We start from the raw sequence: 22,498 nt of genomic DNA on the forward strand, positions 1-22,498 counted from the left end.
TAGCCCTCCCTGTTAGTTTTCGCTCATGCGGATCACAACCGGCGGCTCTTCCCCGCACCAAGAATCCGGGCCGACCGTTGTCCCCATTTGTTCGTTCCACGCGGCAACATTCCGGCCATCCCCTAGCGAGATCGCTACGTGCCCCGGCCAATAAAGGATGTCTCCCGGCTTGGCTTGGCTATATGGCACTCGCCGCCCATACGACAACACGCCCGTCGTGTCGAAGTAGTTGATGGTCACCCCGTGCTGGCGATATACCCAGGCAACGAACCCGATACAGTCCCAACCGCTCGGGCCAGTTCCCCCGTGCACGTAGGGCACGCCTTGATAGGCGAGGGCCGTATCCAGAACTGCGCTCGACCCGCCGGGCACGCGAACTATTTCACCGGTAGCGGCCCGCCTACCCAGGTCTGGGTTGCGACGCACAACGATACGCCCGTCATCCAGGAACTTCTGAAGATCGGTGTGGGTGAAGCGCTCGAGGTAGTAGGCGGCGTTACCGTAATTCTCCGTGAGCACTTCCCCGTCGGTGTTTGCGGCCGCATACGCCACGTGTCCGGCCGGGTGGTCATGCCCAGCCACCCCAGACTTGAACGAAACGATATCCCCGGTTTTTACGTCTTTTGCGTTGTTGATGACGGGCCAGCCCGGCAAATTAGCGGTATCTCCCCACTGGGAGCCATTACCACCGGCAGGGGTTAGGTCACCATGGGTGTAGACCCATTTACCTGGGCCGCCTCCCATGTCACGGTTCACCCGCCAATACACGAAGTCGGTGCAATTCCCGAAATAATAAAGCGTTTCCGGATTCACCGTGTTGAACACCCGCGTCGCGTTTCCTTTACTATCCCTGACTTTGTCGCGCCAGGGGTAGTCGTCTTGGATCGGGAAAGCAACCTCTGGAAGCTCATCATCGACAACGAGGTTGACTATCCAGTTGGGGATGAACGAGACGATGGCAATGATCATGATGGAGGCCACCAGCCCGGCTATCAAGACCGGGGAGGCAGCGATCATGGATACTGTGCTCGCAATGGCGGCTGCGATTTTCACGGCCACCGCCCGCCCAGCATTCAATGCCCGGGAGGCGAGCCTAGGCCGGTACCCACCCCGGTGAGCGGTAGCCCTGCCCGCTTTCCGGCCGGCCCGCCGGGCCTGCCGACTGCCCGGGGTCGCCCGGCGCAGTCCGGGCACGACACTCGACCCCGAACGCGCAAGCGATGCCGAGCGTACCGGCGACGTCGCCGGTGTCGTCGCGGCGCGGCGAGCCAAGACACGTGGGCCGCGCCCGCGCAGTACTGGAATATGCTGGCGTGCTTTATTCCAGGTTTTCCGTCCCGCTGTCCGGCCTAGCCACGAGGTGGCTGCGCCGACTTGCTCATCGACCTCACCGCCCTCGAAACTGCGTAGCTCACGAACATCTCCCACAAGCCGCCCAGCCTTACCCACGAGATGGGAGTCGTGTTTGGCATGTACATTCGCGGCTTTTTTGCTGGAGGTATCGCGGATATTCATCGAGGAAAGAACGCTGCTCACAGCCCGCTCTTCTCTATCACGCCCACAATCCCCGCCGGGCTATCGGCTAGTGCTTGTTTGTCGTTCGACCCCCAACACCACGCCCGACCCTCATCATTCCTCGCGCAGGTGGCGAACCGCGAAGCAACGAGTGACGTCACCCGTGCATCACCAGGGAGGGTGACTTGGCGGGCCAAGCTCGCTTTATCACCTTGGGCACCGCCCCCGAGTTGTCCGTTGTAGTCCGTACCCCAACACCACACCCCGGTGTTCGTGAGGGCGCAGGCGTGCGCATCCCCCACCGCAACATCTTTCACCTCGAGGCCCTCAAGACCAGAGACCGGCGTGGGTGCTTGAGTATCTGAGGGTTGCTGGCCGGCTTGGCTCCACCGGTTATCACCCCAACACACCGCGCCTTGGCCGCTGCTCGCGCAGGTGGTGTCCCCACCCGCCGCCAAAACTTTCACGTCCGCATCGAAGGTGTGGGAGGCGTTCTGGCCATGGTCGCCTACGCCAATACACGAAACATCTTTGCCGCGCGCCACACACATGTGTGCCTTGCCGGTAGCTTCCAAGACGCCCACCGCAGGCGCGGGCGCGGTGGTGGCTTCCGGCGTCGCCGGCGCAGACGCGGCCGGTGTTGGTGGCTCTGACTGCGCGGCGTCGTCGGCGGTCGGGTTTTTCATAACCCACAAAGCCGCCACCATAAGCGCGAGGCATACGAGGGCCGCCCCGATAGTGAGATTCCGAGCCAAATTCCCGCGGCCGGGTAGACCGTTCCCGCTACGTGAACGATGCCGCCGACCACCGGCTACTTGAAGCGGAGCGCTCTCACCACCCGCGACCGGGGCTACCGGCGACGCCGGTAGCCCCATCTCAGGTGCCACCGGAGCCATTGGTTGTGGTGGCGCTGGTACCTCACCAGCACGCACCAATCCCACCACCCGCGCAAAACCCGCCCAGGCAGCAAGCTCGGGATAAACATTCGGATGCGAGGCGATATCTTCCAGGACGCCTGGCACGCCACCTTGAGTCGTGGCAATAATATAAAGCGCATCCGCCCCAACAGTTTGATCAATCATTATCAGGCCTCCTTGTCTTCGAATTTCGTGGAAAACAACTCATACAACCGGCTACTGGATGGCATCGTGTTATCGAAAGGCAGCAACACCCCACCCAGGCGAAGCAAGCCTTTACCTGGTGCTTGGTTCGTGAAAAACGCCGCCTGCTCACCCGACAACTTGAGCAAATCCGCTAGCGCGGCGCCGTCGGTTGCTTGCTGGTTGAGTAAAAATAGGCCGTCGGAGTTGGAGAGCATGAGCCGCGCGGCCTTATTCGCCAGCAATTCCTCGATGTTCTGGGTGATACCGGTCATTGAGGCACCCCACTTACGCACCCGCTTATACATCGCCTCGAAATATGCGGCCGCATGAGGGTTAGAAAAAAGCGTATGGAATTCGTCCACGTACACCCACGTGCGGATGCCGCGGGCGCGGTTAGTTTTGATCCGCCCCCAAATCTCTTCAAGGACGACCATCATGCCGAACGTTTGCACGTCACGAGAAAGATCGGCGGTGTCGAAGACCGTGACCCGGTTGTTGCGATCAATGGAGGTGGCGCGGGCGAACCCGGACGCACTCCCGCTGGCGTAGAGTTCAAGGCCGCGGGCAAGCTCCCTACCCTCACCGTCAGTTTCGCGTGAGAGCGCGTCATATAAATCTGTGAGAGTCGGTGAAACTGCCCCGTCAGTATTCAAATAGTCACGGTAGAGCCGGGCCACGCACCGGTCGATAATCGACCGCTCGGAGGCCGACAAACCGCCCTCCCCGCCGAGCAGCACCTCGAGGAGGGAAAGCGCCACCCCACACTTCTCCTGAATACTCTCAGCGCCCTCAAGTTTGTTTATCTCGAGGGGGTTGATTGAGTCCGGTGAGCTAGCCGAGACGATCACCCGGTTCGCACCCACCACCGAAGCGAGTGTCACGTATTCGCGGTCAGGGTCAATAATGAGCAGTTCATCGGTGGGGCGGCGCAGGAAGGTTTGTAGCATCGAGAACTTCGCGAACTGGCTTTTACCCGAGCCGGTGGTGCCGAGGATGAAGCCGTTGGCGTTCATGCCCCGCCGCCGATCCGCAACGATCAAGTTTTTCGAGCGGGCATTAACCCCGTAAAAATCGCCGTCGTCTTCCATCAGCTCCGCGGTTGTGAACGGCACCATGACGGCTAGTGCGCCGGTGGTGAGGGTACGAAACACCGGCAGGCGACACACACCCAAAGGGAGGGTCGCCCCGAGGCCGTCGAGCTGCATATACCGCAACGTCTCCAAATTGCAGGAATGCTTCGCGGCGAGGGTTTTCACGCGCTCAACCCGCCCCGCAAGCTCCCCCTCGCTGTCTGCACCGACAGCGATCACTATTGTGGTGCGGAAGAGTTTTTCGTTAGAGCGTTCGAGCTGGGTGCGTAGTTCGGTTGCTTCCTCGAAAGATGCTTGCAACTCATGCGGCATCAGGTCACTCGACAAGCCTTGTTTGAGGAGTCGGCGTTGCTCGTTGCCCCGCTGGATATCCATGCCAGCGATCTGAGCCTTAACCAGGTCAAGGCCCTTCTTTTGCGAGAGCGGGTCAATATGAATCGACACTGCCATATCCAGGGGCAGATCGGCCAGTTCGGCGAGGAGCTGGTCGGAAATAAAGGCCGGGAAGTCCCGCAACACGAGGCTTTGCCAAAGCCGTCCGCCCGCGTCCACATGATCACGCCCCACATCCAGCGAGAGAGGCGCCACTACGTCTTTCGTGGTGAGATTGCTGGCCAGGAGCTGAGCGTAATCAAACCTCGGTGCATCTGGCCGCAGGAAATACGTCATCAAGCTCAGGCGTTCGCCTCCGTTTAGTTGGCGGGCCTGACAACCCTCAATCTCTCGCAGCGCGGCACTAGCGGTTGCCACCATGCGTGAAAGCGTGGTCTTAGCCTCCTCCACACCATCCGCCTCAACCGTCAAAGTCACGTATTTACGCGAGACACAGTTATTACGCCCGGTGGCTAGGCGGGAGGAGATCAGGTTGTTGTATTCACTACGCCAGTCGTCTACCCCGTCTCCACGCATAGCCAGGGCCACACCCCGCGCCAGCGTTTCCTTATCCAAGACTTGGTTGATCAACTGGATCTGGACGTGCGTCCCAGCCAAATGCGAGTTGAGGAAGCGTGCGTATTTCTCAATCACACCCGCTTGTATCTCGCTGGGCGCGAGAGAATAATTCACATCCGAGAGTTCAAGCGTCGCCGAATAGGTGTTGCCGCCAAGCCAGGCCAGCCCGGTCTGGGTGAGTCCCTCGTATGGGATTTTTGCTTGCACACTCCCCGGAGCAGCCGACATACCGGTAGCGCTCTTCGCGCTGCGCGACCGGCGACGCCGCCGGGGCGTGTTAGTTGTTTGTTTCGAAGGAGACGTACTCCCGACGAAGACGCCCGGAACGGGCGCGCCTTGCTGTTGTTGTGTTCTTTTGCCCATCACTAAACCCCACATCATCTGCTATTTGGTGGTAGAGGTAGCGGCGTCGCCCGAACCGGTACTCCCACGCATAACCGATATATTTCTCGGCTGGAATACCCATCGGGCGCCACCACCCAAACATCGCCGCCGGCACCATCACCGCGAACACGATCACGAAGCCGAGATCGTCGAGACCGGCCCGGTAGCAGCCCCAATAAGCAAGGACAGCTACCGGGAGGGCGATGCTCAACGCTGCGAGCTGACGCCAGGAGAACCCAAAGAGGACTTTCGGCTGGTAGGCGGTCACCTCGCGGTAAACATGAACCTCAAAAGCCATGAGTCACGCCTATATTGCGATGGTTTTGAAGAGCTGGGCGGCAGCCACAATCATGACCCCACCAAGCGCCTGCCACATTCCCGTCTGGGTCTGCTGACCATCATGGCTACGCAACCCACCAGCCAACGTGATCACGCCCCAAATAGCCCAAATACCACCGCCTGCGGTGGCGAATCTAGCGAAGAGATCGAGAAGTTCATTCAAATCCATGGTCTTTTTCCTTTCAAAAACGAAAGCCTGATTAAGGGTGGTTATGCGGCGTGCTTCGCCACATACCCCCGCCGGCGTGTAGCAGCGATGCATAGGCCGCCGGCCGTGATCGTCGCCAAAGCCAGATAAGCACTCGACGCCGAAGCAGCCCCGGAGTCCGCAAGCCGCGCACTCCCCGCGTACTTACCCGAATACGAACCGGTCGAGCGCGCAGTGGCGCGATACACCCGGCCCTCACCCTCACTCGCCTCATAAGAAGAAGAGGAGTCCGCGCCCGGTTCTTCATCCTCGACGCTCGGCAAAGTATCGCTACCCGCGTCAGGCGAGGGAACACCCGGCTCCGGGACAGGTGCCGGTTCCGGCGCAGGTTCAGGTTCAGGCGCGGGATCAGGCTCGGGGCTGGGCGGCACCGGAGAAGGCTCGTCCCCCGGCGTGGGAGGTGCAGGAGGCTCCGGCACGGGTGCCGGCTCCCCGCCAGGCGTCGGCGGCTCAGGAACATCTGGCACGGGTGCCGGTTCGTCTCCTGGCGTAGGCGGGGTATCTCCCACATCCGCCGGTTCCGCAGCTCGAACGGAGGCCGTTCCCGCGTCCCCTACAAACGGCGTCTCACTAGCCGCAACCGTAGCCGAGGTAGTTGTTTCCGGGGCCAGTTCCGCAGCGTTGGCTGCCGGCAAAGCAAGGAAAGCCAACGTAGACACAGCAATAGCCGTCGTTGTTTTCTTCATTCTTTTACCTCACAAAAACGTTTATTTTCATGGCCACATGTTTCGAAAAAAGTGGGGGCTGGGCCGGCCAGCAATAGCCGGCCCAGCCCCCGAGCCCGTGTACGCGCCTCGACCATGGAAAACACGCGCACACGGAGCACTTACTCACCCCGAGTTACCCCGGGTGAGTCTGGTTGGTTAGGCGCGCTTGCGGCGCACGAGCCACACACCACCAACAACCAGACCCGCGGCTGCGAGAGCAGCCAGGGTGATACTGGCGCCAGTGCGGATCAGCGAGGGAGGAGCCGGCGGCGTCGGAGGTGTCGGAGGTGTCGGAGGCGTATCTACGCTCACCGTCTGAGCGGAATCCTTCAGATCGTGATGGACCGAGATGGTCTTGCCGTCTTGGGTCACGGTTTCGAAGACCACGACTTTCTTGCCCGCGAGCTTGCTCGCATCGAAAGTGATGTCAATCGAGGCGCAGTCGTTCGCGGCCGCTGGAATAAACTTCGAGGTAACCGTCACCGGCTTGCCGTCCTTGTCGAGCAACGCATCGCCGTTATCCAACATCAACGCGGTCGTAATTTCATACTCGGTACCCGGCACCAACGTGCCGGAAACATCGCACACCTTGTCCGTAATCACGGCGTTAGGCACCGGCGCGATCACCTTGTCACCATCGCTCTTGTCGGTCGCGGTGGTTGCCAGCTTCGAGAACGTCACCGTCTGATTGAGATCGTTGATGTCGGCGTGGACAGCGATTTCACGACCATCCTGCGTCAGCTTCTCAAACGCAACCGTCTGCTTACCCGCAAACAGGCTTCCGTCCACTGTGAATACGACAGTGGCGGTGCCGTTCGGTGTCTCCGGCACAAACACAGCCGTGGAAACAATCTTGGTGCCGTTTCCGTCTTCGAGCGGCTTACCGGTTGCCTTATCCATCAGAGTTCCCTCAAGCACGTATTCCTTACCAGGCTTGAGATTCTGGTAAGAGACCGTATCGACAAGCTCCACCTTGTCGGTATTCGGCGCCACGTGCGTGTTCTCATGCGTCAAAGTGGTGTGAATCGACGGCTCAGGGGTGATGGTGAATTGCTCCGTCACGTCCTCGACGCTCGTCGTGAGTGGCTGGACGCGGTCATCACCAGCAAACGACGAAACGAAAACATAGGTGCCCGGCAGATTTTTACCATTAGCGTCTTGCTTCACCAACCAGGAAATTTCACCCACGCTGGGGTAGAAGCCGTTGCGGGCGGGAATTGTGACCGTTTCGCCGATCTTTTCTGCCCTATCGCGGTTGGCCTCGGTAACGGCAAGGCCGTGGGGGAAGAACAACACCTCATGCGAAATGGTCGCGGTGTCGGCCTTGAAACCCATCCCACCCGCGAAATCCGGATGATTAGCAGGGAGTCCCGTCACCCACACATCATCGACCAAATAGGTACCCGACTTGGTGTCGCGGATAGACAAGGTGGAGTCGATCTGTGCGGGGTAACGCACCGACGTGGTCTCGTCCGGCAGGCCAAACTGGTCGGCCCACCCTGGCTTAATCCACTTCGCGGAATCCGCGGGCTGGTCTTCAGCCTTGACTTCCCAAACCCAGGTGACAAACCCGGCCTTTACTGTGGGCTGCGAGAGCGTGGCCTTGATCTGGCCCGGCCCATTAGCTACGACCGTGACAGATTCAATCAGCTCCGCACTGGCCGGCACAGAGTCCGTGGTGGTCGGGAGTTCGGTCGGGGAAACATAATATGCGCTCGCCCGGTAGGTCACCGGCACGAAGGTGCCTTCATCAAACGACGCGCCAGGCGCAACGATGCGTGTCCATTCACCATCCCGATAAGCCGGGTCGGCCTTAGCCTCGAACGTATCGGACAACATTGTGCCCTTGTCGATTACTTTCGCGTCAGCCACGTTCGAGGTGCCGAGGGGGCGGAAGTCGAAATTCTCTGATGTCGTTTCTGCTTCCAGTCCGTAAGAATCCGCCCAGTTCTGGTGAATATACTGGCTGTTCGCGCCTTGCTTGGCTTTATCGACCGACCAAACCCAGCTCACGTAACCACGCTTGGGTGTGGTTAGCTTCGCTTCCAGCTTCTGGCCCTCACCCGTGGCTGTAACGTCCACGCTGCCGAGGACTTCGGCACCTGCTGGGATGGTGGTGCTGGTGGTGGGCTTTTCACGGCCCGCCCAATACGCGGTCGCGGTATAAACCACAGGAACCGGCTGGTTGTTTACCTGCGTCCACTGCCCATCACCATAGGACTTATCAACCGATGTGGTGAGAGTGTCCGAAATGGTGCCGTCAAGGTTGATCTCCTGGCTGGCGGCTTGGCTGGTGCCGGTGGGTTGGAAGTCAAAAATCACACGCCACGACGGCCCAGGCCCTGTGATGGTCTCAGGATCGTTCGCCGGTCGGTTGCCGTACGTGATCATGTCCTGGATGGAGCCATCTGAGCCGTACTTTGTGAGAGTCGTGCGGAACTTGGTTTTGTAAGCGTAATCCGCTTGAACAACGCCATTACCGCTGGCTTTCCATTCGAGAGTGATAGGGCGATCTTGTGTAACGCCCTCCCATACCGTGCTGCCGCTCTCCTTGAAAACGGCAGGCCCTGTGAGCGTGATTTTTACGGGGATATTGGGAACCCAAAAATCAGCGTTATCAGGATGAATACCGATGTTGAATAGCTTTCCCTCGCGTTGGCTCTCACCCTCTACGCGGCCGGCTTCGTAGCCGACGGCGGCACTGTTACGGGCCTCGGCAACGTATTGAATGGCTCGTGCCCACACGTCCGGCTGTTGGGTTTGCGTTGCCCCGGCGATTTCATGAGCCACCGAGGCGGTGTTCTCGAAGTTCGCGTGCATGAGCAAACCCAACGCCGCGAGATTTTCGTTATCTGTGGTGTTGCCCTGGTACTTGTTCAAAAGCCAAGCGGCCTGCGGTGTCGTGAGCGCCAGCTCGGGCACGTGCTGCGCGGAATCCGTCAAGGTCGCAATTGAAGTCAAATCATTCGGCCCCGGGTCGGCCTTCTTCCCATCAATACACCACTGAGGCGAAGCATCAATCCCTACCCCGCCAATCTGCGGAGTCTGGTTAATATGCGGCCCAAGCCGCAAAGCACCCGAGGCATTGATACCGATGAGGTCAATGCCGCGCCCAACCGTGGAATCGTAAGCCGCCATGGCACTCCCGCCAAGCAAGCTTGAAATTATCAGAGTAAATACCGCAAGGAGCGCGGCAAGCGTCCGGCCTCCTGGCCGGGCATGTGTGGTCGCTGCCATAATGGTAACGAGTCCTTTCTATATCGAAATGTTTAAGGTCATTGCGAAAAACTGGAGGGATTCACCGGCTCGGTGCTTGTTGGCGCAAGCACCGAGCCACCTTTTGGTTTTAGGGGCATTCGTAAGTCCAGCTATTGCCATTGGAATCCGTACCCGCGCAGAAATTACCTCCGGTCGAGGTGTCTACCCATCCGTCATTGTCAGCAGGGGCAGGCTCGGGAGCTGCGGGAGCAGGTGCTGGCGCCACCGGAGCCGGCGCAGGAGCTGCCTCATAACCAGAATCCGAGTTGTCGCTCCCCCACGAAGACGACACCGACGACGAAGACGCTGACGAGCCAGCCGAAGAAGCGGCCTGTTCGGGCTGGACTGCCTGGTCAGGCAACGCAACCGTCCCGATAGCGGCGCGAGTCTTATTCATCGCATCCTCCAAGTCATGAATCTGGAAACCCAAAGCCGCAACACGCTCTTGAACCTCACGCCACCGCATCTCACCGTGCTTATCTCGCACCCGAGCGCATTCTTCCTCTAGGCCGGCTGCTTTCTGGTTCATCGAGGTGATAATCCCACCATCAGCAACCTTGCCAGTCGCCTCACCAGCGAGCTGACGCGCTTCGCCCAAGACCTTCTCACACCGCTTCAAGACCGAGGTACCGTCCTCGCCCTTACCAGTCACATACCGAGTGACCTTCTTAGAGAAAGCCTCATCGAGTTCGGCCATCTTGGTTTCGAGTTCGCTACCCCACCCGCGCAACACGCTCACACGCTCGGAAATAGCGGTCGCAGCCGCGCGTGCCTCCTTAGCACCAAGAGTCTCGGCCTTGCGAGCATCTATAGGCTTGGCCAGTTCGCCCTCAATCGAGGCACGCAACTCAAGCGCCCTAAAACAGCTCTCGGGATTACCCCCGTCGTTAGAGCACTGGACAGGCTGGAAATCAACCGTCTTGATCTGTTCCTCCAGGGAGGTCTTCACTTCCGCATACTCCGCCGCCGCTCGCGTGTAGTCAGCACGGGCATCCTTAGTGGCCGATACCCCACGCAAATACAGCGCGATACCGACGATGAGCGCGATAGCGATAATTCCTATACCGGCAAGCACATACGCCTTCCGGTTCTTGATTCGGGTGATGTCCATGGTCTGGTTCTTCCTCGTAGTTTGCTTCTTCTCTTGTCTCTAATGGTGCCTTACCGTTACGACACTTTAAACACCCCGAAGCGTGTTTATGCGTTCGCGTATCGCGCGGAGGTTTTCCTGCCCGCCAACCTGGGAACCCACGCCACTCTTAGTGTCTGGTGGCTGGCGGGCAGGAAGACTAAACACCGCCAGCGAGGCCGCGCCCGGCTTTTCTTCTGGAGCCGGCGCTACCGGCGCGGGCGCTGGTGGTTGTTTGGTGCCGCGTGGCTGTTTAGACGCAATATGCCGGATCCGATAAATCACCAGACCCACTGGATTCTTCGCGTCCGCCGGGAATGGGTTGTTATTCAAAGCGTTGTAGATTGCGTGTTTCGTCCAGCCGTGATCGAGTGCTTCCTCGAGATACCCGGTGGCACGCTCACGACCCACCCCTTTCAGCAGATTCGCTAGCGGTGCGGGTACACACTCATCCACCACATCAACACCCGCAGGGACTTCGCGGCGTTCCCGACGCTCACGCACCATCCCCTGGCCCGTGCCGGTTGTGCTTGCGGTATCTGCCGACGCGGCTGCTGTGGCTTGCGTTGGAGAGGTTGTCATGGGAGTATCCGAGATCACCACCCGACCATCCGCGCCCCGGAACCGATAACCCGCGGCTTCCAGCTCCGAGAGGGCTTTACGGGTGCGGGCCTCACTCAAACCACGCCCCGCCAGTGCCCGATAACCCGCCGAAGCATTCTCACCCAGCCCCAGGCAGTAAACCGCCAACGCTAGAGCATCAAACGAGAGCCGCTCATCTTCCAGCAGTGCCTTGGGCACGCCGACGACACTGCGTTCAACGTGTGTGTCCATAACAACCTCCCTCCAAAAACCTCAAAAACCTAGTGTGTGGCTACCGCTACCGTTTGGGGTAGTTCGGCCAAGATCATTTGCCGCCACGCCCGAGAAAGCCGCGGGTCATCCCGAATCCGAGCCTCAAACACCCGAGCCTCACCCGGCGCAACCCTTTGCGCCTCGGTGAGCAGGCCGGTGAGTTCGTCCATCGAATACCCCCGCGCCGCCCGCTGGTTGGTTACTGGCGGGGAGGCAGCGATCTGGCGAATCCGATACGCCACCAAACCCCCAACATTCCGGACATCGCCCGGAATCGGGGAGCTATTCAAGAGCCGGTAAACCTGGCTTGCAGTCCAGCCCGCATCTAACGCGGCCCGCAAATCACGGGCCACCACTTGCAAGCGTGAAGGAGCAATAAACCCGGCCAGGCGCTCGGGAACACAAGACGCCACCACAACCGCATCCCCCGCCGCATCCACGCCCGGCCCCTGTGGCGTCGTCGAGTCCGGCCCGGCAGGTGCTGGCGTGTGGGTAGCCACGACAGTGGCACCCACCACGCCTTGCTGGCTTGGGTCACCATCCACACCAACCACACCCAAACGAGAATCATCTGCTGGCGTTTCAGGCCGGGCTGGTTGGTTGGATTTAATCCCTTCTGAACGTAGTGAAGAAGGGTATTGGTTTAAGGGGTACCGCTCACCGACGGACGATAACCGGTACCCCGGAGAACAATCACCTGTGGATAACCCGGTGTCGCCAACAGACACCCCCACGGTAGCGTTTTGGTTTTGGCGGTTTTCCGCCACTTCACTCCGAGGTACCGGAACCGGTACCCCGGCCACACCACCTATGGATAACCCAGGCATGTCGCTATGTGTATTCTCGTCACTGGAGGCTTCGTCCGTGCCGTCGGCGATGGTGATCGGATGACCGTCCACGTCCAGCTGGACGACTTCCTCACCATCGGGCCGCGGGGATACACACGCCACCACATCGCCGCGCACACTCTCCGGAACTTCAAGAAAAGCTTCCTCAAGACTGATCGGCTCACTAGAAAGCACCGTGACCGTCGCGAATGTTCCACGCCCACCAGCAACACGGAACCGATACCGCAAACCGGCAACCTCGAGTTCTTTGAGCGCGGTAGATACCGCACGCCGGCCGAGTCCGAAATGCCCGCTCATCGAGTCCCGAGTCTTCGGAGCGTGGGGTGGCATCGAGAGCATATAGACGAACAAGCCGAGCGTCGGGGCAGACAAGCGCACGCCCCACACGACATCATTCGTCATCCAGGTGCCGCCGCGGTTTTTCCGGGTAACGAAGAGATCACTACTCACGGGTGTTCACCTCCCCCGCTGTTCGTGTTGAAGAATAGGGCTGGCTGGCCCTCTAGGAGTACCGAAGGCCAGCCAAGCCCGCGCGCCAATGGGAAGCGCGCCCCCAACCAACCCACGCATAATAGAAGAAGCAAACCAACTATCAGCGTCGATGGAAGGGAAGAACATAGAACTACTGGCGGTTACCATGGGATTATCTCCAGCCACTCGCTGAGATTTTCCGCAGCGATCTGCGAGGACGCGGGCGGGAAAACCGTCTCTCGGGTAAGGATGCCCGGCGACGTGAAAGCCGCGACCTTCAAGCATTCCCCACCAAGCCACGTACCAATGCAGGTGTCCGTGCGGTTCGCGACTATAAGCCCCACAAGCGGGTCAATCTGGGAGTGGGAAACATACACATCCTCACCCTCGCTAGCGTTGGGGCCAAACGCCGGAGTCGTGCGGTAAGCCAGGCCGCACACCAGCCACGGCAAACACCAACCCCACAGCTCCTCCGGGAGTGCGTTCAGGTTGTAGCCCAGGCGAATCTCGCCGCCCTCCACGCACACCTTAAAATGCTCAAGCACCCGACACGCTTTATCGAAGTGTTCTTCGGGTACGCAGTCCACATCGAAAGCTACATACACCCACGGGTCACACACCCGCATGCCCAGTTCTGGCGAATACACGCCCTCATCGCCGATATTCAAATTCCAGCACTGAATAACAACCGACTGCCCCAACTCCAACGTCGTGTCCATGAGGTGCCTACCCGAAAATTTCCAACTGGCCCGGCAGAGCCGCGCCTGACACCTCGCCGGCATTATCCGGCGAAGCATCCTCCGCAACCGGCGCAAGAATACGATCAACCTCCGACTTAGGGATGCGCCATTGGCCGGACGGAAGTCTTACGGCGCGGATATCGTTCTCGGAGCACCAGCGTGTGACAGTAGTACGGCTTACACCCATAAGAGAAGCAACTTCTCTCGTCGTCAAAATCCGTTTAGGCACCATACCCCCTAGTTGCGCTACGCTCATCTGGTTGCAAGCCTATATGGTGCGGCCAGATGCGTCAAGACGTGCCAGTTGCGCGTGATGCGACTGGATGGTACGCTATAGGCATGTCAATCGCCGCTGAAGAACTAAATCTCACGAGCGACGAGGCCGTTGGCATTAATGTCATTCTCTGGCTTCGCCGTCGCGGAAAACAACAAATGGAGCTAGCGAACTGGCTCGGGCTCAATAAGGCAAGTGTTTCGCGGAAAACTTTGGGTAAAACTCCATGGTCAGTGCAAGACCTTGTTTCTACCGCAGCTTTTCTGGATGTGCCTATCTCCGCACTTCTTCCCGACTCCGTTGTAGAGGAAGAGCAAAAGAAAAAGGCCCGCACATCCGAAGATGCACAGGCCGTTCAGAGCCACCTGAGAGAATCGAACTCTCGACCTATTCATTACGAGTGAATCGCTCTGCCGACTGAGCTAAGGTGGCACGCTACCCGCAGCTAGCCGCGTATGCGGCCAGTTCACAAGGCAACAGATGCATACTACCCGGCCGGTGCGCGGGCACGCAAACCCCGGAGCCGTGAGCTAGCGAACGTTGCGGGCGGGGCAAGGCGACCGGGCGGCAGGCGCGGCGTCGTCGTAAAAAGAAAGGAAAGAAAAGTGTTGCTCCCCGGGGCGAGAGTCACATGAACTCGCCTCGGGGAGCAACATGGGGATTACAACATCCCCAGATGAGCACACCGACCACCACAACCGGCGGCTCAGGCCTATAAAGTTTTTGACAATCAGCCCTGCTTGAAAGCCCATTCAAGAATGGCCGCGTCAGCACATACAAGCATAACGCCCCGGCGCTAAGGGAGCAAAGAATTGCGTTCCCTATTTATGTGTACAACTTCACTACGGGACCGTAACTTCGTGAAATTTGCAGCAATTCCATGCCGACCTGGGACGATAGGCCGATATTAAGCACACGCCCCGGCCCGCTCAGCCCGGCGTTCACCGCACCTCGCCCACCTCGGCCGCTCGCCACGAAGCGCCCGCTCACCACGCTAACGCGCCGGGCAATTAAGGTTCTCCGGGACGGCTCCGGTGAGGTAAAACTGGCGAATCGGATCATCGATGCACCGGCCCGCGGTCCCGAAAGCGGTATGCCCATCACCTTCCCAGGTCACCAGCACGCCAGATTCTAAATCCTCAGCGAGGGACTTCGCCCAAGCCTGCGGGGTAGCCGGGTCGTACTTGGTGCCGATCACGATGATGGGCGCCGCGCCGGCCGCGCGGAAGGGCCCCGGATTCTCCTTCGCCTGGGTGGGCCACACCTGGCACAGATCCGAACCCGCGTAAGCATCCCCGAGCAGCGGGCCACCCTTGGTAGCCCGCGAGGCTTCCTCCAGTTCCGCATCCGTGGCGGGCCGGTAATCCGCACAATTAATAGCCCAATTCGCTTCCGTGGAATTATCCAGGAAATGCCCGTCGCTCGGATCGCGGCTCTGCCCGGTCAGGGCGATGAGCTGGAGAACCGTCCCCTTATTTTGCTTATCGACCTCCGAAATCCCCTCCATGAGCACCGGCCACAGCATCTTGCTGTAGAACGGAATAGTGAAAGCCGATAGCGCCTGCGCGCCGGTAAGCGGCATATTCGGATTCCCGGTGGCGATGGGGGTGGCGGTGGCGGCGTCGATAATACCGCGCATATGCGCGATGCCCTCATCCACGTTCCCCTTCAACGGGCAGCGCGAACCCTGTTCCTGCTGGCACCATTCCACGAAACGGCGCGCGGATTCTTCGAAACCACGCGTTTGATCGGTGGCGAGACGGGCCGTGCCCAGGGTGGTGTCGACGGCGCCGTCGAGCACCATACGCCCCACGTGAGCAGGGAAAAGATCCGCGTACTGCGCGCCCAGGAACGTGCCGTACGAATAGCCCAGGTAGTTGAGCGAGCGATCCCCCACCAGGTGACGCAGCACATCGAGATCCTGCGCCGCCGAACGGGTATCAACGTACTTGAGATACTCGCCGTTTTTCTCCTTGCAGCGTTCGGCCACCCGCCGCGCATCCGCGGCCTCCTTCGCGCCCGCCTCCGGATCGGAATCCGGGTAGGTGGTATCTACGAGCTGCTGCAATTCCGCATCCGTGAAACAGGTTATCGGGGTGGATTCGCCCACCCCGCGCGGGTCAAAACCAATGACATTATATTTTTCGACAACATCCTTGCCCAGAGAAATCGAGGCCGTGGGGAGCAACTCAAGACCCGAACCACCCGGGCCACCAGGATTAATAAAAATAGAGCCGACGGCGCTGCCACTCGCCTCTTGTTTCCGCATCGATAATTCGATGGTCGCCCCTTCCGGGTCCTCATAATTCATGGGAACCTGGACGCGAGCGCATTGATCTTTGCCGCAAGAAGTCCATTCCACCCGCTGCTCATAGAACCGGGCGAGCTGCGCCGGATATTCGGGCAACCCGCCGGTGGAGGTATTGCCGGTGCCGCCACGCACCAGGGCATTATTGGCACACCCGGAGACTAAAAACAGCACGGCGCCGAGAGCAGCAAGAGTTCTTTTCACGTGTCTAGCGTACGGGAGCAAGCTGGTAATAGGCAGGAGGCCGCCATAATTTCGCTAGCCGTGCAATTACTGCATTTTCGCGTCTCGGGCATTGCGCGGGCGGTCACCCTCTGACAGACTGAATGTGACGCTCACTACACATATTGAGAATGTCGCGTCCACGCCCCAACCTGCGTGCCCACGTAAAGGAGGAAGAATGAAGGCTATTCGCTACTACGGCAAGGAAGACGTCCGGCTTGAGGATATTCCTGAACCTGAACTCCGGCCGGGAACCGTGAAGATTTCCCTGGCGTACAACGGTATTTGTGGCTCTGATCTGCACCTGTACTTCGATGGAGTCATGCCACCGGCTCCCTCGGCTGATGAACCCCACCCCATTTCCGGAGAAACTCTTCCGGTGGTTTTCGGCCACGAATTCTCGGGAACGGTGGATGAAGTCGGCGAAGGCGTCACCAAGGTCAAGGCCGGTGACCGTGTTGCCGTGGAACCCTTTATGGTGTGCGGGGAATGCCCGGCCTGTAAGAAGGGCATGTACAACCTCTGCGAAAAGATGGGATTCATTGGAATCTCCGGGCGCGGTGGTGGCCTAGCCGAAAAGATCGTGGTGGAGGAACGCTGGGTTCATAACGTTGGCGATATTCCGCTCGATCAGGCCGCTCTTATCGAGCCGCTTTCCGTTGGCCATCACGCGGTCGCGCATGCCGGCGCCGCTTTCGGCAAGGCCGAAGGCAAGGTCGCCGTGGTGGGCGGGGCCGGTCCGATTGGGCTGCTCACCGCCGCGGTCCTCAAGGCTTACGGCGTGAAAACCATCGTGTCCGAACCTTCCGAAATTCGCCGTAACAAGCTCAAGGAAGTGGGGGTTGCCGATCTGATCGTCAACCCGGCGGAAGAGGATCTGCTGGAGAAGGTGAAGGAATTTACCGACGGCGTGCTCGCGGACTTCGCTTTCGATTGCGCCGGGATTTCCGCGGTGGCCGATCAGCTTCTCAGCGTGCTCACCACCGGCGGGCACCTCGAAGTGGTGGCGCTCCACGTCCATCCCTTCGAGCTGGATCTTATGGGTGCCATTATGATGCCCGAACGCTCCATCAGCGCGTGCATTGGTTACTGCAATGATCACGAACCGTCCATCAAGCTGGTGCAGGAAGGCAAGGTCAATCTGGAGCCGCTCATCACCTCGAAGATCACCGCTGATCGCATCGTCGAGGATGGCTACAAGCGCCTGCAGGGCAACCCGGGCGAAGTGAAGATCCTTGTTTCGATGAAGTAGCTCGATGAAGTAAGGAGTAGCGCGAGCTAGCGAGCGGACGCAGGCGCGAGAGTCGGCGAAGCCAAGTCGATAAACATCGCTTCGAGGGCGAGCTGCGGAGCAACATTCGCGGCCAGCCGGCGCCGCGCCTGCGCCACCGCGTCCATGCGCGCCACCGAGAGCTCCGGGGTGGAAGCCGCCGCGGCAGCGATAATCTGCGTTTCGAAATCGGCGTTAATAAGTTCGACGCCGGCATCGACCTGCACCGCCAGCACATCACGATAGAGTGCCAGCACATCAAGCATGGCCCGATCCAGGTAGTCGCGGTCCTCCCGCACCGCCCGCTTTTTCCGCTGTTCCTCAAAAGCACGGATCTGGGCGCGTTGCGAAGCCGAACCGCTCTCCCGCTCCCCCAACCCAATACTGGCCCGGAATTCCGCGAGCTCGGTATCGGTTTCGGTACCAGTTGCCGCCTTCGCGCCCTTTTTCGATGCGGTGCCGGAGTGCGCGGATTTCGACGCGGTATTTTTCGACGCCGCACCCGCGCTTGCCGGATAGTGATCGAGGAGATGCTGGGCGGCGAGCACCGCGTCGGCAGTCCCGCTCAGATCAAGAGTTTCCCGTAGCAGCGCGGCGCGTTCCGCCGCGACCTGCGGATCACGAAGTAGAGCGCGAGCCCGGCCAATATGGCATTGCGCAATACGGGCGGTCGCGCGGGCCGTACGCTCATCAACCTCGAATTCGCCGGCCAGGAGCTGGGCGACCGCTTCCACGCTCGGAACCTGGAGGGCCACGTGGCGGCACCGGGATCGAATCGTGGGGAGCATATCCTCCGGCGAAGCGGTAATCAGAATCCACACGGTATCGCGCGGGGGTTCCTCGATTGCTTTGAGGAGAACATTCGTGGTGCGTTCCAGCATGCGGTCTGCGTCTTCAATAATGATGATGCGGCGCCGACCCACCGAAGGGAACGTATAGGAAGATGCTACCAGCGAACGGGTTTCTTCCACCGAGATCGTCACCGAGCGCGGATCCATCCGGATTACATCGGGATGGGTGCCGCCCAGCGTGGTGGTGCAGGCATGGCAGTGCCCGCAGCCGGGCACAGCGCCGGTGCATTGCACGGCAGCCGCGAAAGCGAGCGCGGCAACCGAGCGCCCCGATCCGGGCGGCCCGGTAACCAACCAGGCTTGGGCCATTGCCGCGCTGCTAATATCCGCCGTCGTACTAGAATCTGGCGATGGGCCGGGCAGCTCCGGGTCGCCGATCCGCGAGGCCCAGGCCGCCCGCTGCAAGAGCTCGGCAACCGGCTGCTGGCCAATAAGCGCGTCGAAAACGCTCATGATGCTTCTCCCGCACCCGGCCCGGATGCACCGCGATCCGCCAAGCCCTCCACGGCTTCCAGGCCTGCCAGATTTTCCAGGCCGGCCAGACCTTCCAGGCCTGCCAGCAGAGTTTCCACCCGCGCAATAATCTGGGCGGCCAACTCGGCAACCGTCTCGCGTGCATTAAGCACCAGGTAGCGCTGCGGATTATCCGCCGCGAGCGCGAGGAAATTCTCACGCACCGCCCGGTGGAACTCCCGGCCTTCCGCCTCGATACGGTCGTAGTGGCCGTCATCCGCGCGCGCTAAGCCCTCATTTTCCGGGATGTCGAGGAGCACGGTGAGGTCCGGCCAGAGTTCTTCGGTGGCCCACTCGGATATCGCCCGGATTCCCGCGCCGAGCTCGCGCGCCCCGCCCTGGTAGGCCAGGGACGAATCAATATAGCGATCCGAGAGCACGACCGCCCCGGCCTCCAGACCCGGGCGAATAACGGAAGCGACGTGCTGGGCGCGATCCGCGGCGTAAAGAAGCGCCTCAGCGCGCGGACTGACGGCACCCCCGTGCAAAAGCAACTCCCGAATCTGGGTACCGAGCATGGTCCCCCCGGGCTCCCGGGTCTGCACAACCGTATACCCGCGCTCGGAAAGCGCCGCAGCAAGCAGCTGCAACTGGGTTGTTTTCCCAGCTCCATCCCCACCTTCAAAGGTAATGAACACCCCGCGCATTTATGCCTTCTCGGTGGTCGATTCGGTAGCGGACTTTTTCGCGGAAGGCTTCTTCGCGGTGGTCTTATTCGCAGCCGGTTTCTTCGAGGTTGTCGTCTTGGCCGTCGAAGTTTTCGCGGAGGTCTTTTTCGCCGTCGTTTTCTTCGCGCTTGAGCTTGCGGACGCGGTCTTCTTCGCCGTGGTACGCCGTTTCACCGGGCCCTTCGCGCGCCGATCCGCGAGCAGTTCGTAAGCGCGCTCGGGGGTAATATCCTCCACGGTATCGCCCTTGCGCAGCGACGCATTCGTTTTCCCGTCGGTCACGTACGGCCCGAAACGGCCCTCTTTGAGCACCACCGGCGCTTCGGTCACCGGATCGGTTCCCAACTCCTTGAGCGGGGGCTTGGCAGCGGCCTGCCCGCGGCGCCGCTTGGGCTGGGCCAGCAAGGCCTGCGCCTCCTCCAGGGTGATCGTGAAAATCTGCTCCTCGGTTTCCAGCGAGCGCGTATCTTTCCCGTGGGTGATATACGGGCCGTAACGCCCGTTCGTCGCGGTGATATCCACGCCGTCCTCACCCTGCCCGATCACGCGGGGCAGATGCAGCAAACGCAGCGCCTCCTCCAACGTGACAGTTTCCGGTTGCATGGACTTGAGTAGCGAGGCCGTGCGCGGCTTCGGCGCTTTTTTGGAGACTTTCCCGGTGGGAGTGAGCGCGACTTCACCCTCGCGAATAATTTCGGTGACGTAGGGCCCGAAACGCCCGGATTTTACGACGACGCGCCGCCCGGTTTCGGGGTCTTCGCCCAGCTCACGCCCATCGGAGGATGCCTTCTCCAGGATGTCGCGGGCGGCCTCCACCGTCATTTCATCGGGGGCCATGCCGGCTGGCACCGAAGCACGTTTATCCGAGCCCTCTACTTCAAGATAGGGCCCGTATTTGCCGTTGCGCAGGGTGATTCCCTCCCCAATCGGGGTGGAATTAATAGCGCGTGCATCAATATCCCCGAGGGATTCCACCCGGCCTTCCAGGCCCGGTTTATCGCCATCTCCCCGCCAGAATTTCGACAGGTAGGTGACCCGGTCCCCGCTGCCCTCCGCGATACGGTCGAGGTCGGTTTCCATCTGGGCGGTGAAATCGTAATCCACCAGGTCGGGGAGGTTTTCTTCCAGGAGGCGCACCACGGAGAAAGCCGTCCAGGTAGGAACGAGCGCCTGGCCGCGATGCTCTACGTATCCGCGGTCGGTAATGGTGGAGATCGTGGAAGCATAGGTTGAGGGGCGCCCGATACCCAGTTCTTCCATTTTCTTCACCAGCGATGCTTCGGTGTAGCGCGGCGGGGGAAGCGTTTCGTGGCCGGTGGCTTGCGGGGCGCTGACCAGCAGCGCTTCCCCTTCTTTTACGTCCGGGAGCCGGGCGGCATCCGTAGCTTCGTAACGATTAGCATCCCGGCCTTCTTCGTACGCGGCCAGGAACCCGGGGAAGGTAATCACCGTTCCGGATGCGGAGAAGGTGGCGGTTTGGGCTCCGGCCGCCCCGCTCACCGGCACATCAATTTTTAGCGAAACCGTTTGCCCGCGTGCATCTTCCATCTGGGAAGCAACCGTGCGCTTCCAAATGAGTTCATAGAGGCGGAAGTCCGCTCCGGACAGTTCCCCGGCCACCATCTGCGGGGTGCGGAAATGGTCCCCGGCCGGGCGGATAGCTTCGTGAGCTTCCTGCGCGCCTTTCGCTTTCTTACCGTAGAAACGCGGCTTTTCCGGCAGGCTGGCCTGCCCGTACAATTCCTTGATTTGGCTGCGGGCCGCGCTGATGGCCTGCGCGGACAGATTCGTGGAATCGGTACGCATATAGGTGATATAGCCCGATTCGTACAGCGACTGGGCGATCCGCATCGTTTGGCGCGAGGAGAGGCGCAGCTTACGCCCGGCTTCCTGCTGCAAGGTTGAGGTGGTGAAGGGTGCGGCAGGGCGACGGCGATACGGCTTTTCTTCCCGGGTGCGTACCGTACCCCTCGCGCCTTCGAGTGTTTCCGCCAGCTCACCGGCCAGCTCGGAGTTCAAAGCACGGACGCCTTCTTTAGTGGCCTTGGCGGAGAGGGCGCCGTCGTCGCCAAAATCTTTACCGGAAGCAATTCGCGCGCCGTCAAGGGAATGGAGGGCTGCTTCGAATTGTTCGGACGTGCCGAAAGTAGCGGTCACGTCCCAATACGAGGCGGAAACGAAAGCCATGCGTTCGCGTTCGCGCTGGACGACGAGGCGCGTGGTGGCGGATTGGACGCGGCCGGCGGAGAGTCCCGCGGCGACCTTGCGCCACAGCAGCGGCGAGACTTCGTAGCCGACCAGGCGGTCGAGGATACGGCGTGATTCCTGGGCGTCCACCAGCTGGGTATCGAGCGCGCGAGGTGTTTCCAGGGCGCGGGAGATCGCCTCAGGAGTGATTTCGTGGAAGACCATCCGCGAGGTGGGAACTTTCGGCTTGAGCACCTCGTAAAGGTGCCAGGCGATTGCTTCCCCCTCGCGGTCCTCATCGGTTGCCAGGAAGAGTTCATCGGCGTTCTTCAAAGCTTTTTTCAGCTCGGCAACAGTTTTGTTCTTCCCGGCAGAAATAACGTAGTAGGGCGCGAAATCACCGTCCACATCAACAGCGAAGCGCCCGTAGGGACCCTTCTTCATACTGTCAGGGAGCTCCGAGGGCTGGGGCAGGTCTCGAATGTGCCCCACGGACGCCAGCACCTCGAAATCTTCGCCTAGGTACCTGCCGATCGTGCGCGCCTTGGCGGGAGACTCCACGATAACCAGCTTCGTCACAACTGCATCCCTCACTACTCACGGCGT

The 22,498-nt window shown here is 60.3% G+C and carries 18 protein-coding genes and 1 tRNA gene; 2 read left to right on the plus strand and 17 right to left on the minus strand.

Annotated features, from left to right (window positions below):
- Positions 1 to 12 precede the first annotated feature (12 nt).
- The 12 genes from CYJ17_RS00665 to CYJ17_RS09605 all read right to left on the minus strand — a co-directional run bounded on the left by CYJ17_RS00665 (position 13) and on the right by CYJ17_RS09605 (position 13,855).
- The gene (locus CYJ17_RS00665; protein WP_101657619.1) at positions 13 to 1,536 is read right to left on the minus strand and encodes a CHAP domain-containing protein; all 1,524 of its coding nucleotides are present in this window, start codon (positions 1,534 to 1,536) and stop codon (positions 13 to 15) included.
- Positions 1,533 to 2,597 carry an RCC1 domain-containing protein gene (locus CYJ17_RS00670; RefSeq protein WP_101657618.1) on the minus strand — a complete coding sequence of 355 codons (1,065 nt, stop codon included), beginning with the start codon at positions 2,595 to 2,597 and terminating at the stop codon, positions 1,533 to 1,535. Before CYJ17_RS00670 ends, CYJ17_RS00665 begins: the two co-directional genes overlap by 4 nt.
- A gap of 2 nt (positions 2,598 to 2,599) precedes the next feature.
- Entirely contained in the window at positions 2,600 to 4,888 is a 2,289-nt protein-coding gene (locus CYJ17_RS00675; protein WP_101657617.1) for a VirB4-like conjugal transfer ATPase, CD1110 family, read from the minus strand.
- A 49-nt stretch (positions 4,889 to 4,937) separates the two neighbouring features.
- Positions 4,938 to 5,342 (minus strand): PrgI family protein, encoded by a 405-nt coding sequence (locus CYJ17_RS00680; protein ID WP_101657616.1) that lies wholly within the window; start codon positions 5,340 to 5,342, stop codon positions 4,938 to 4,940.
- A gap of 9 nt (positions 5,343 to 5,351) precedes the next feature.
- The gene (locus tag CYJ17_RS00685; RefSeq protein WP_101657615.1) at positions 5,352 to 5,552 is read right to left on the minus strand and encodes a hypothetical protein; all 201 of its coding nucleotides are present in this window, start codon (positions 5,550 to 5,552) and stop codon (positions 5,352 to 5,354) included.
- Between the two features lie 41 nt (positions 5,553 to 5,593).
- Positions 5,594 to 6,277, minus strand: coding sequence for a hypothetical protein (locus tag CYJ17_RS00690; protein ID WP_180948892.1), 684 nt, complete (start codon positions 6,275 to 6,277; stop codon positions 5,594 to 5,596).
- Between the two features lie 177 nt (positions 6,278 to 6,454).
- Positions 6,455 to 9,436 (minus strand): VaFE repeat-containing surface-anchored protein, encoded by a 2,982-nt coding sequence (locus tag CYJ17_RS00695; protein WP_257960057.1) that lies wholly within the window; start codon positions 9,434 to 9,436, stop codon positions 6,455 to 6,457.
- A 208-nt stretch (positions 9,437 to 9,644) separates the two neighbouring features.
- On the minus strand, positions 9,645 to 10,667 hold the full coding sequence (locus tag CYJ17_RS00700; protein WP_101657614.1) for a hypothetical protein: 1,023 nt from the start codon (positions 10,665 to 10,667) through the stop codon (positions 9,645 to 9,647).
- Between the two features lie 66 nt (positions 10,668 to 10,733).
- A complete protein-coding gene (locus CYJ17_RS00705) occupies positions 10,734 to 11,519 on the minus strand; it encodes a hypothetical protein (RefSeq protein ID WP_101657613.1) in 786 nt (261 codons plus the stop codon).
- 29 nt (positions 11,520 to 11,548) lie between these two features.
- On the minus strand, positions 11,549 to 12,838 hold the full coding sequence (locus CYJ17_RS00710; RefSeq protein ID WP_145989820.1) for a hypothetical protein: 1,290 nt from the start codon (positions 12,836 to 12,838) through the stop codon (positions 11,549 to 11,551).
- A 182-nt stretch (positions 12,839 to 13,020) separates the two neighbouring features.
- Positions 13,021 to 13,578, minus strand: a complete 558-nt coding sequence (locus CYJ17_RS00715; RefSeq protein ID WP_101657611.1) for a hypothetical protein — start codon at positions 13,576 to 13,578, stop codon at positions 13,021 to 13,023.
- A gap of 7 nt (positions 13,579 to 13,585) precedes the next feature.
- On the minus strand, positions 13,586 to 13,855 hold the full coding sequence (locus CYJ17_RS09605) for a MerR family transcriptional regulator (protein ID WP_101657610.1): 270 nt from the start codon (positions 13,853 to 13,855) through the stop codon (positions 13,586 to 13,588).
- A gap of 176 nt (positions 13,856 to 14,031) precedes the next feature.
- On the opposite strand from CYJ17_RS09605, the gene CYJ17_RS09610 reads away from it, so the two are divergent.
- A complete protein-coding gene (locus tag CYJ17_RS09610) occupies positions 14,032 to 14,277 on the plus strand; it encodes a helix-turn-helix domain-containing protein (protein WP_369127785.1) in 246 nt (81 codons plus the stop codon).
- On the opposite strand, the gene CYJ17_RS00720 is transcribed toward CYJ17_RS09610, so the two are convergent.
- Positions 14,233 to 14,305, minus strand: a tRNA-Thr gene (locus CYJ17_RS00720). The genes CYJ17_RS09610 and CYJ17_RS00720 overlap by 45 nt on opposite strands.
- A 562-nt stretch (positions 14,306 to 14,867) precedes the next feature.
- On the minus strand, positions 14,868 to 16,385 hold the full coding sequence (locus CYJ17_RS00725) for an alpha/beta hydrolase (protein ID WP_143231838.1): 1,518 nt from the start codon (positions 16,383 to 16,385) through the stop codon (positions 14,868 to 14,870).
- A gap of 196 nt (positions 16,386 to 16,581) precedes the next feature.
- Between CYJ17_RS00725 and CYJ17_RS00730 the strand changes: the two genes are divergently transcribed.
- The gene (locus CYJ17_RS00730) at positions 16,582 to 17,655 is read left to right on the plus strand and encodes a 2,3-butanediol dehydrogenase (protein WP_087070305.1); all 1,074 of its coding nucleotides are present in this window, start codon (positions 16,582 to 16,584) and stop codon (positions 17,653 to 17,655) included.
- Positions 17,656 to 17,681: 26 nt separating this feature from the next.
- Here the strand turns inward: CYJ17_RS00730 and CYJ17_RS00735 are convergent, their stop codons facing one another.
- The 3 genes from CYJ17_RS00735 to topA are packed head-to-tail and all read right to left on the minus strand — an operon-like array spanning position 17,682 to position 22,471.
- A complete protein-coding gene (locus CYJ17_RS00735) occupies positions 17,682 to 18,977 on the minus strand; it encodes a DNA polymerase III subunit delta' (protein ID WP_087070304.1) in 1,296 nt (431 codons plus the stop codon).
- The gene (gene tmk, locus CYJ17_RS00740; protein ID WP_087070303.1) at positions 18,974 to 19,684 is read right to left on the minus strand and encodes a dTMP kinase; all 711 of its coding nucleotides are present in this window, start codon (positions 19,682 to 19,684) and stop codon (positions 18,974 to 18,976) included. Before tmk ends, CYJ17_RS00735 begins: the two co-directional genes overlap by 4 nt.
- Positions 19,685 to 22,471: a type I DNA topoisomerase gene (gene topA / locus CYJ17_RS00745; protein WP_087070302.1), complete on the minus strand. Its 2,787-nt coding sequence runs from the start codon at positions 22,469 to 22,471 to the stop codon at positions 19,685 to 19,687.
- Positions 22,472 to 22,498: the final 27 nt, after the last annotated feature.

The organism is Actinotignum timonense (assembly GCF_002860685.3).
In the GTDB taxonomy this organism is placed as follows: Bacteria; Actinomycetota; Actinomycetes; order Actinomycetales; family Actinomycetaceae; genus Actinotignum; species Actinotignum timonense.

Coding starts and splice junctions, on each gene's coding strand:
- CYJ17_RS00670 (WP_101657618.1), bottom strand. CDS start 2,597: ATGATTGATCAAACTGTTGGGGCGGATGCGCTTTATATTATTGCCACG.
- CYJ17_RS00675 (WP_101657617.1), bottom strand. CDS start 4,888: ATGTCGGCTGCTCCGGGGAGTGTGCAAGCAAAAATCCCATACGAGGGA.
- CYJ17_RS00680 (WP_101657616.1), bottom strand. CDS start 5,342: ATGGCTTTTGAGGTTCATGTTTACCGCGAGGTGACCGCCTACCAGCCG.
- CYJ17_RS00685 (WP_101657615.1), bottom strand. CDS start 5,552: ATGGATTTGAATGAACTTCTCGATCTCTTCGCTAGATTCGCCACCGCA.
- CYJ17_RS00690 (WP_180948892.1), bottom strand. CDS start 6,277: ATGAAGAAAACAACGACGGCTATTGCTGTGTCTACGTTGGCTTTCCTT.
- CYJ17_RS00695 (WP_257960057.1), bottom strand. CDS start 9,436: ATGGCGGCTTACGATTCCACGGTTGGGCGCGGCATTGACCTCATCGGT.
- CYJ17_RS00700 (WP_101657614.1), bottom strand. CDS start 10,667: ATGGACATCACCCGAATCAAGAACCGGAAGGCGTATGTGCTTGCCGGT.
- CYJ17_RS00705 (WP_101657613.1), bottom strand. CDS start 11,519: ATGGACACACACGTTGAACGCAGTGTCGTCGGCGTGCCCAAGGCACTG.
- CYJ17_RS00715 (WP_101657611.1), bottom strand. CDS start 13,578: ATGGACACGACGTTGGAGTTGGGGCAGTCGGTTGTTATTCAGTGCTGG.
- CYJ17_RS09605 (WP_101657610.1), bottom strand. CDS start 13,855: ATGAGCGTAGCGCAACTAGGGGGTATGGTGCCTAAACGGATTTTGACG.
- CYJ17_RS09610 (WP_369127785.1), top strand. CDS start 14,032: ATGGAGCTAGCGAACTGGCTCGGGCTCAATAAGGCAAGTGTTTCGCGG.
- CYJ17_RS00730 (WP_087070305.1), top strand. CDS start 16,582: ATGAAGGCTATTCGCTACTACGGCAAGGAAGACGTCCGGCTTGAGGAT.
- CYJ17_RS00735 (WP_087070304.1), bottom strand. CDS start 18,977: ATGAGCGTTTTCGACGCGCTTATTGGCCAGCAGCCGGTTGCCGAGCTC.
- tmk (WP_087070303.1), bottom strand. CDS start 19,684: ATGCGCGGGGTGTTCATTACCTTTGAAGGTGGGGATGGAGCTGGGAAA.